This is a genomic window from Dyella sp. (genome assembly GCF_051954575.1).
Classification (GTDB): Bacteria; Pseudomonadota; Gammaproteobacteria; order Xanthomonadales; family Rhodanobacteraceae; genus Dyella_B.
On sequence record NZ_JBQCHP010000019.1, the window covers coordinates 21,095 to 29,434 of the forward strand.

The 8,340-nt window shown below is 62.5% G+C and carries 11 protein-coding genes; 10 read left to right on the top strand and 1 reads right to left on the bottom strand.

What is annotated here, in order from left to right; translation table 11 throughout:
* The first annotated feature begins 56 nt into the window (after window positions 1-56).
* The 10 genes from ACTHNE_RS02220 to ACTHNE_RS02265 all read left to right on the top strand — a co-directional run bounded on the left by ACTHNE_RS02220 (window position 57) and on the right by ACTHNE_RS02265 (window position 7,424).
* The gene (locus ACTHNE_RS02220) at window positions 57-593 is read left to right on the top strand and encodes a hypothetical protein (protein ID WP_324943021.1); all 537 of its coding nucleotides are present in this window, start codon (window positions 57-59) and stop codon (window positions 591-593) included.
* Complete coding sequence (locus tag ACTHNE_RS02225; RefSeq protein ID WP_324943018.1) at window positions 590-949, top strand: ApeI family dehydratase; 360 nt, start codon at window positions 590-592, stop codon at window positions 947-949. Before ACTHNE_RS02220 ends, ACTHNE_RS02225 begins: the two co-directional genes overlap by 4 nt.
* Window positions 946-1,917, top strand: a complete 972-nt coding sequence (locus tag ACTHNE_RS02230) for an LpxL/LpxP family acyltransferase (RefSeq protein WP_324943015.1) — start codon at window positions 946-948, stop codon at window positions 1,915-1,917. The genes ACTHNE_RS02225 and ACTHNE_RS02230 overlap by 4 nt, the downstream gene beginning before the upstream one ends.
* Entirely contained in the window at window positions 1,907-2,365 is a 459-nt protein-coding gene (locus tag ACTHNE_RS02235) for an acyl-CoA thioesterase (RefSeq protein ID WP_345786023.1), read from the top strand. The genes ACTHNE_RS02230 and ACTHNE_RS02235 overlap by 11 nt, the downstream gene beginning before the upstream one ends.
* Window positions 2,362-3,078, top strand: coding sequence for a class I SAM-dependent methyltransferase (locus ACTHNE_RS02240; protein ID WP_324943012.1), 717 nt, complete (start codon window positions 2,362-2,364; stop codon window positions 3,076-3,078). The genes ACTHNE_RS02235 and ACTHNE_RS02240 overlap by 4 nt, the downstream gene beginning before the upstream one ends.
* A gap of 166 nt (window positions 3,079-3,244) precedes the next feature.
* Complete coding sequence (locus ACTHNE_RS02245; RefSeq protein WP_440268485.1) at window positions 3,245-4,432, top strand: beta-ketoacyl-[acyl-carrier-protein] synthase family protein; 1,188 nt, start codon at window positions 3,245-3,247, stop codon at window positions 4,430-4,432.
* A complete protein-coding gene (locus tag ACTHNE_RS02250; protein ID WP_324943006.1) occupies window positions 4,429-4,875 on the top strand; it encodes a hotdog family protein in 447 nt (148 codons plus the stop codon). Before ACTHNE_RS02245 ends, ACTHNE_RS02250 begins: the two co-directional genes overlap by 4 nt.
* 11 nt (window positions 4,876-4,886) lie before the next feature.
* On the top strand, window positions 4,887-5,615 hold the full coding sequence (gene fabG, locus ACTHNE_RS02255; RefSeq protein WP_324943003.1) for a 3-oxoacyl-ACP reductase FabG: 729 nt from the start codon (window positions 4,887-4,889) through the stop codon (window positions 5,613-5,615).
* Between the two features lie 42 nt (window positions 5,616-5,657).
* Window positions 5,658-6,098, top strand: coding sequence for an excinuclease (locus tag ACTHNE_RS02260; protein ID WP_440268486.1), 441 nt, complete (start codon window positions 5,658-5,660; stop codon window positions 6,096-6,098).
* A 168-nt stretch (window positions 6,099-6,266) separates the two neighbouring features.
* A complete protein-coding gene (locus ACTHNE_RS02265) occupies window positions 6,267-7,424 on the top strand; it encodes an isovaleryl-CoA dehydrogenase (protein ID WP_324942997.1) in 1,158 nt (385 codons plus the stop codon).
* Window positions 7,425-7,542: 118 nt separating this feature from the next.
* Here ACTHNE_RS02265 and ACTHNE_RS02270 read toward each other — a convergent pair.
* Window positions 7,543-8,340, bottom strand: a 798-nt coding sequence (locus tag ACTHNE_RS02270; RefSeq protein ID WP_440268487.1) for an autotransporter outer membrane beta-barrel domain-containing protein, incomplete at its 5' end; no start/stop codon positions are given.

Genomic DNA, 8,340 nt, shown 5'->3' on the forward strand with positions numbered 1-8,340 from the left:
CGCCGCGCACCACCACCTGGCAACCGCTCAGCGCCAGGGCGAACAACGGAGAAACCATGAAGAGGCTCCTCTTACCCGTCACCGGGGTGCTCTATCCCTTCGTGGTGTATTTCGGCATGGATCGCGTGCCGCCGCCGATGTTCGCGCTGGTGTTGGGCGCGATCTGGTTGATCCGCGCGCCCAGCCTGTTAAAGGAACCGGGCGGACGCTGGATGCTGACCGCCGCGCTGGTGTATTGCGCGCTGCTCGCCTTCAGTGGCGAGGCGGCCCTGCTAAGTTGGTATCCCACCCTGATCAGCGCCTTGCTGCTGTGCGCGTTCGGGCTCAGCCTGAAATTCGGCCCGCCGATCGTGGAGCGCATTGCCCGCGTGCGCGAGCCGGATCTGCCGGAGGCCGCGATTCCCTACACCCGCAAGGTGACGTGGGTGTGGGTGGGGTTTTTCGTATTCAACGGCGTAGTGTCGGCTGCACTCACGCTGTGGGCGCCGCTGGCCTGGTGGACGCTCTACAACGGTTTGCTGGTGTACTTCATCATGGGCGTGTTGTTCGGCGGCGAATGGCTGCTGCGTCGCCGTTTGCGGGGTACGGCGTGAACAGGCAACGCCTCGATCCGATGCTGCTCGGCGAACACGAGCACGGCGGCACGTGGACGCTGCTGCTGCAAATACCGCCCGATCTGGCCTATTTTCCCGGCCATTTTCCGCAGGCACCGGTGCTGCCCGGCATGGTGCAGGTGGCCTGGGCGCTTGGCTTCGCCGCGCAACGCTTCGGCACGCCCGCGCGGTGCCGGTTGATGGAGGCATTGAAGTTCCAGCGACTGCTGCGTCCGGGCGATCGGGTGAACCTGACGCTGCGCTACGACGCCGTGCGCCACAAAGTGCACTTCGCTTATCGCCTCGACGATATCGCCTGTTCTTCCGGCCGGCTGGCATGGAGCGCTGAATCATGAGCGAACAACTGGTACAGGAACGCCACTGGTCCGCGCACAAGGAGCGCGGCAGCTTCGTGCTGATGTGGCTTACCGCCTTCAGCGTGCGCGTGTTCGGGCGCCACCTGCTGGCGCCGGTGCTTTATGTGATCGTGCTGTATTTCTTTGCCTCCGCGCGCAGTGCGCGGCGCAATATCCGGCAGTATCAAACCTATCTGGCCCAGTGGCGTGGCGATGACTCGTTGCGGCCTACCTTGAAAAGCGTGTTCGGCCAGTTCATCGCCTTTGCCGACAACCTGCTCGACCGACTCGACGTGTGGCGCGGCCGGTTGCGCTTCGAACAAGTGCAGCTGGTCGATCCTTCCGGCGTGCGCGCCCGCCTGTTGCGCAGCCAGCACGGCGGCCGCGGCGAGATGCTGGTGGTGACGCATCTGGGTAATCCGGATGTGTGCCGTGCGATGGCGGAGCTGAGCGAACAGGTGCCGCTCAACGTCTTGGTGCACAACCGGCACGTGGCGCAATTCAATCGCCTGCTGGGTGAAGCCGGCGATCGCAGCATGCGGCTGATCCAGGTGACCGAGCTGGATACGGCGATGATGATGGACCTGTCGCAACGCCTGGAACGCGGCGAATGGCTGGCGATCGCCGGCGACCGCGTACCGCTCGGCGACGGCCGGCGCGTGTCGGTGGATTTTCTTGGGCATGCGGCGGCCTTCCCACAAGGCCCATGGCTGATGGCCGGCCTGCTGCGTTGCCCGGTAAACCTGCTGTGCTGCTTGAAGGTGGATGGCCGTTACCGCATTTATCTGGATGCCTTCCTCGACCGCGCGCACTGGCAGCGCAGCCAGCGCGAAGAAACCATTCGCCAATGGGTGCAACGCTATGCCGATCATCTGGCGCAGCAATGCTTGATCGCGCCCCAGCAATGGTTCAATTTTTACGCGTATTGGCAACCGCCCATGCACAAGGAGACCACCGATGCGCACTAGCGGCGTGCTGCACAAAGACGTGGAAATCCTGGTGCCGTTCTTCGACGTCGATTCGATGAACGTCGTCTGGCACGGCCACTACGTGAAATACCTGGAAGTGGCGCGTTGCGCGCTGCTCGACGATATCGGCCACAACTACGAGCAGATGAAGGCGTCCGGCTACGCGTGGCCGGTGATCGATCTGCAATTGCGCTACGTGCAGGCGGCGCGCTTCGGCCAGCGCCTGATCGTGCGCGCCGATCTGGTCGAATGGCAGAACCGATTGCTGATCCATTACCTGATTCGCGACGCCGAGAGCCGCCAGCGCGTTACCCGCGCCAGCAGTGTGCAGGTGGCGGTGCATCTTGCCAGCGGCGAGATGCAGCTCGAATCGCCCAAGGTTTTTATCGATGCGGTCGAACAGCGGCTGCGCGGCGCTCCCAAACATTCTTCTTCCCTGTCCTCATGAACTACGCCAGCCCTACCTACATCGAAGAAACCCGCATCGGTTTCCATTTCCTGCGCACGCATACCTGGCAGCACCACGTGCTGCGCGTGGCGATCAACGATCTGAAGCGACTGATCGGCGAACCGCTGCCGCAAGGCGGTACGCTGCTGGACGTGGGTTGCGGCCAGGGCAAATCATTCCGCCTGCTGCGTGATGCGTTCCAGCCCACGCGCCTGCTCGGCCTGGATGCAGATCCGCACAGCCTTTCGCTGGCCCAGGCCGAAGCCGAGCGCGAAGACATCGCGGTGGAACTGCATAGCGCCGACTGCGCGCAAATACCTTTGCCGGATCACAGCGTCGACATCGTGTTCTGTCACCAGACCTTCCATCACCTGGTGGAACAGGAACGCGCGCTGGCCGAATTCTGGCGCGTGCTGAAACCAGGTGGGCAGTTGCTGTTTGCCGAATCCACCAGGGCGTATATCGATACCTGGGTGATCCGCTGGTTCTTCCGACATCCGATGGAGGTTCAGAAGAGCGCGGAGGAATACCTGGAAATGTTGCGTTGGCAGGGCTTCGAATTCGAGCCGCGGAATGTGTCGCTTCCGTACTTGTGGTGGAGTCGCTCGAAGGATTTTGGATTGTTGGAGCGATGGGGCTTGAAGGCGCCGCCTCCGCCGGGGCAGCGGGAGGAAACGCTGGTGAATGTGGCGGCGAGGAAGCCGGTGGTATGAAGTACCTTCTTCCTCGCCAAGCCTTGCTCCCTCCCCTGCTTGCAGGGGAGGGCTGGGGTGGGGTTGCACGAGCTTGCCGCAAGCGTGTGGGCTACACCCCACCCCAACCCTCCCCTACTGCACGTAGGGGAGGGAGCTGTCTGCGGCGAGAATGGGTAACTTGGCCATGAACACCTACCTCAACGCTCTAGGCATCCTCTGCAACCTCGGCGCAGGCAAAACCGCGGTCGCCGAAGCCTTGTTCGCAGGCGACGACCACGGCATCCGTCCCGAGCAAGGCTGGATTCCCAATCACCAGCCGCCACTCGGCAGTGTGCGCGCCGAACTGCCACCGATACCCGACACCTTGCGCGACCGCGACAACCGCAACAACCGCCTGCTGCTCGCCGCCGCGCTGGAAATCGAACCCGACATCCGTGCAGCCATCGCTCGCTACGGTCACGCGCGCATCGGCGTGGTGCTCGGCACCAGCACCACTGGCATCGAGGAAGCCACGCACGGCGTTGGCGCATATCGACACGATGGCGCATGGCCCGCCGATTACCGCTACGCGCATCAGGAACTCGGCGCGCCGGCCGAGTTTCTCGCCCAATGGCTGGGGCTGTCCGGCCCTTGCTACAGCATCTCCACCGCCTGCACCTCCGGCGCACGTGCATTGATGAGCGCGCAGCGCCTGCTGCGCACCGGGCTGTGCGATGCCGTGCTGTGCGGCGGCGTCGATACGCTCTGCCGCCTAGCGATCAACGGTTTCCACGCATTGGAAGCGATCGACCTGCAGCGTTGCGATCCGTTTTCCAAGCATCGTCGCGGCATCAATATCGGTGAAGCGGCAGCGTTGTTTCTGATGACGCGGGAACCCGGCCCCGTGCAACTGCTTGGCGGCGGCGCGAGTTCCGATGCCTACCATATGTCCTCGCCCGATCCGCAAGGCACAGGTGCGCGCAAGGCTATGCACGATGCGCTGCTGCATGCCGGCCTCGACGCGGCGCAGATCGACTACATCAACCTGCACGGCACCGCGACCGAGCACAACGACAGCATGGAAAGCCAGGCGGTGGCGGCCATGTTCGGCAGTGCGGTGCCGTGTTCGTCCACGAAGTCGTTGACCGGGCATACGCTTGCTGCAGCGGGCGCGCTGGAGGCCGCCTTCTGCTGGCTGAGCCTGACCGACCAGCGCGCGGAACGTCGCCTGCCGCCGCATATCTGGGATCACCAAGCCGATCCGGCATTGCCCGCCTTGAACTTGATCGACGTCGGCAGTCGTCTACCGGCTGGCGGACGGCGCTATCTGATGAGCAATTCGTTCGCCTTCGGCGGCAACAATGCTTCGCTGATCCTGGGAGATCCCGCATGATCTGGCCCGTCGCTGAAGTGGTGCCGCATGCGGGCGAGATGATCCTGCTCGACTGCGTCGAGGCGTGCGAAGTTGAGCATATCGTTTGCACCCGCATCGTTCGATCAGGCGACATGTTCGTGGACGCCGACGGCAACCTGCCCTCCTGGGCGGGCGTGGAGTTGATGGCGCAAGCCATCGCCGCCTGGGCCGGCTGCCGCGCGCGTGAAGAACAGCGCCCGGTGCGACTGGGATTTCTGCTCGGCACGCGGCACTACGCGTGCAACGTCGACGCGTTTCCCGGCGGCATCTGTTTGCGCGTGCAAGCCGAACGCGAATTCCACGACGAACAAGGCATGGGCGTGTTCCATTGCCGTATCGAAGCCCCGGGCATTCATGCCGAAGCGCGCTTGAATGTCTACAGTCCCCGCGACGCCGGGGCGTTTTACAAGCACATCACTTAGGGAGACGCCGCATGGCTGATACGGTTCTGGTTACGGGCTCCAGCCGCGGCATCGGGCGCGCCATTGCATTGCGGCTTGCGCAAGCCGGTTACGACATCGTCCTGCATTGCCGCAGCCGGCGCGAAGACGCCGAACAGGTGAGCGCAGCCATTCATGCGCTTGGACGTAACGCGCGCATCCTGCAATTCGACGTGGCCGATCGTGTCGCTTGCGTGGCGGCACTTGAAGCAGATGTTGAGGCAAACGGCGCCTACTACGGTGTGGTCTGCAATGCCGGTCTGACGCGCGACGGCGCGTTTCCCGCGCTGAGCGACGAGGATTGGGACCAGGTATTGCGCACCAACCTGGATGGTTTCTACAACGTGCTGCATCCGATCATCATGCCGATGATCCGTCGTCGCCAAGCCGGACGTATCGTGTGCATCACGTCGGTCTCGGGCTTGATCGGCAACCGCGGGCAAGTGAACTACAGCGCCTCCAAGGCAGGCGTGATCGGCGCGGCCAAGGCGCTGGCGGTGGAATTGGCCAAGCGCAAGATCACCGTCAATTGCGTGGCGCCAGGTTTGATCGATACCGACATGACCAGCGACGACGTGCCGCTGGATGAAATTCTCAAAGTGATACCGATGCAGCGTGCCGGCACCGTGGATGAAGTGGCCGCAGCGGTGCAATTCCTGATGAGTACCGAGGCAAGCTATATCACGCGGCAGGTGCTGGCAGTGAATGGCGGATTGTGTTGAAAAAAAGCTTGCAAGCTCGAACATCTACAAGGAGACAGGGGTATGAAAGCAAGAGCACTCTTCGTGATCGCATGGTCGTTGGCCGTGCCCGGCATCGCGGCAGCCAGGGATCAGATCAAGCACTACCCGTTCGCCAACGCCGTGACCGATGCCACCAAATCAGGCAAGCTGGATGGCACGGTGAAGTTCTATCTGCACGGCAATCATCCGCAGGGCCAAGTGGAAGTAGTCAAGAGCGACGTCAGCGTCAATCGCAAGACCAACGCATTCGGCAAGGCGGATCAATCCACTTGCGATTGGGCGCTGCAGTCGGTGTTGATCTCGTTGCAGGCAGAAGCCAAGGCCGCCGGTGCCAATGCGGTGGTCGATATCGTCAGCGCTTATGGCGATGAATATAGCGACCCTGAGAAATACGAATGTCACGTGGGCTTTTTGATGTCCGGCGTGATCATGAAGGGCAAGCTGGCGAAAGTTCAACCGTAACCGTTGGCTGGCGTAGGTCGGGTTAGCGCAGCGTAACCCAACAACTGTGGCGCGGAGATGCTGGGTTACACTGCGCCAACCCAGCCTACGCTGCGGCGCGTCAGCGCCCTGAAAAACCTCTGCGCTACAATTCCTGGCATCTCCATCCTCATTCCCCAGGAGTTCCTCATGCGCCCGTTCCCGCTCGGTGAAGAGATCGACCTGCTGCGCGAAAGCGTTTCTGCCTTCGCCGAAAAGGAGATCGCGCCGCGCGCCAACCATATCGACCACGACAATCTGTTTCCGCACGACCTGTGGCGAAAGATGGGTGATATGGGCTTGCTCGGCATCACCGTGCCGGAGGAGTACGGTGGTAGCGGCATGGGTTTCCTGGCGCACATGGTGGCGATGGAAGAAATCTCCCGCGCATCCGGTTCGGTGGGGCTTTCCTATGGCGCGCATTCCAATCTTTGCGTGCAGAACATTTTCCACAACGGCAACGAAGCGCAGCGCCGCAAGTACATTCCCAAGCTGTGCACCGGCGAATACGTCGGCGCCCTGGCGATGAGCGAACCCGGCGCTGGTTCCGACGTGGTCGGTTCGATGACCTGCCGCGCTGAACAGCAGGGCGACGTGTGGGTGGCGAACGGCTCAAAGATGTGGATCACCAACGGCCCCGACGCGGACGTGTTGCTAGTCTATATGCGCACGGCGCCGCGCAACGCGGGCAGCCGCTGCATGACCGCCTTCATCGTCGAAAAAGGCATGAAGGGTTTCAGCACGGCGCAGAAGCTGGACAAGCTCGGCATGCGCGGCTCCAACACCTGCGAACTGGTGTTCGACAACTGCGAGATTCCCGCCGAGAACATCGTCGGCGAAGTGAACGAAGGCGTGCGCGTGCTGATGAGCGGCCTGGATACCGAACGCCTGGTGCTCTCCGGCGGCCCGATCGGCCTGATGCAGGCCGCGCTGGACGTCGCCCTGCCCTACGTGCGCGAGCGCAAGCAATTCAATGCACCGATCGGCACCTTCGGCATGATGCAGGCGAAGATCGCCGACATGTATACCAAGCTGCAAAGCTCCCGTGGCTTTGCCTACATGGTGGCGCAGGAATTCGATGCCGGCGTGAAGTCACGCATCGATCCTGCCGCGTGTTTGCTCAACGCCTCGGAAAACGCCGTGAAAGTTGCGCTGGAAGCGATCCAGACGCTCGGCGGCAACGGCTATATCAACGAATATCCCACCGGACGCCTGCTGCGTGATGCGAAGCTGTATGAGATCGGCGCGGGAACGAATGAAATTCGCCGCATGCTGATCGGGCGGGAGTTGTTTCACGGCCGGGAATGACGCACTTGCCGCAACCCGCGTAGGTTGGGTTAGCGGAGCGTAACCCAACATTTGGTGTGACATCGTTGGGTTACGCTTCGCTAACCCAACCTACGCAAGTCTTCCGCGAGATAAACGCTCAGAACGCCAAGCTGTAATTCACGGTGCCCATCGTCGCGTGCTCATGCTGCGCGGTGTATTGGTCAGCACCGAACGACAACTGCGAGCGCGCCGAGAAGCGCCAATTCAACGACACACCCGCGACGCTGCCGTAGCGCGACAGTCCAATACCATTGATCGGCATGAACTGCTGCAGCGCGGCGAAACTCGCCGTCGGTACGACGCCGTGCATGGCGAACGCATCCTGCCACAGGAAATGGCCTTGCAGGCTGAGGCTGCTGCCGTCGGGCAACTTCCACTCGCGCGAACCACGGAAACCAAGACCCGCCTGCCAGCGCTGGATCGTCTGCGAGCCGGTGTTCAGGCCGAAGCCATCGCCACCCAGTTCGTTGAAACCGTCCCGCGAGACATAGGCATACTGCAGGTTTGCGTACGGCGTGAACTTCCACTTGCCTGCATTGAAGCGATAGCCGCTTTCGCTGTATGCCACGTCGTACGTGCCATGGCTGACGCTGCCCACGCCGGCATATTGATTACCGAGCAGCAACTCGCGACGCGTGTTCTGCCAGTCGTTGCCTACGCCGACGCGGCCCATCGCATACCAGCTGCCCCGCACGACACCGCCGTAGACCATGCCTTCCAGCGCGCGGCTGAAGCCTTGATCGGCGCTTTGTTGCAGGTTGCCCAACCCCTGGCTGTGGCTGATGGCATAACCCAGCACCGCGCCGTTGCCGAGCATGCGATCGCCGCCCACCATGCTGCCGTTGAGCTGGAAGCCCAGGCTGTCGTAGCCGCTGCGCGAGAAGCTGCCCTGGTG

Excerpts from the sequence above, each read along its gene's own strand:
- ACTHNE_RS02220 (WP_324943021.1), top strand. The coding sequence starts at position 57 with ATGAAGAGGCTCCTCTTACCCGTCACCGGGGTGCTCTATCCCTTCGTG.
- ACTHNE_RS02230 (WP_324943015.1), top strand. The coding sequence starts at position 946 with ATGAGCGAACAACTGGTACAGGAACGCCACTGGTCCGCGCACAAGGAG.
- ACTHNE_RS02235 (WP_345786023.1), top strand. The coding sequence starts at position 1,907 with ATGCGCACTAGCGGCGTGCTGCACAAAGACGTGGAAATCCTGGTGCCG.
- ACTHNE_RS02240 (WP_324943012.1), top strand. The coding sequence starts at position 2,362 with ATGAACTACGCCAGCCCTACCTACATCGAAGAAACCCGCATCGGTTTC.
- ACTHNE_RS02245 (WP_440268485.1), top strand. The coding sequence starts at position 3,245 with ATGAACACCTACCTCAACGCTCTAGGCATCCTCTGCAACCTCGGCGCA.
- ACTHNE_RS02250 (WP_324943006.1), top strand. The coding sequence starts at position 4,429 with ATGATCTGGCCCGTCGCTGAAGTGGTGCCGCATGCGGGCGAGATGATC.
- fabG (WP_324943003.1), top strand. The coding sequence starts at position 4,887 with ATGGCTGATACGGTTCTGGTTACGGGCTCCAGCCGCGGCATCGGGCGC.
- ACTHNE_RS02260 (WP_440268486.1), top strand. The coding sequence starts at position 5,658 with ATGAAAGCAAGAGCACTCTTCGTGATCGCATGGTCGTTGGCCGTGCCC.
- ACTHNE_RS02265 (WP_324942997.1), top strand. The coding sequence starts at position 6,267 with ATGCGCCCGTTCCCGCTCGGTGAAGAGATCGACCTGCTGCGCGAAAGC.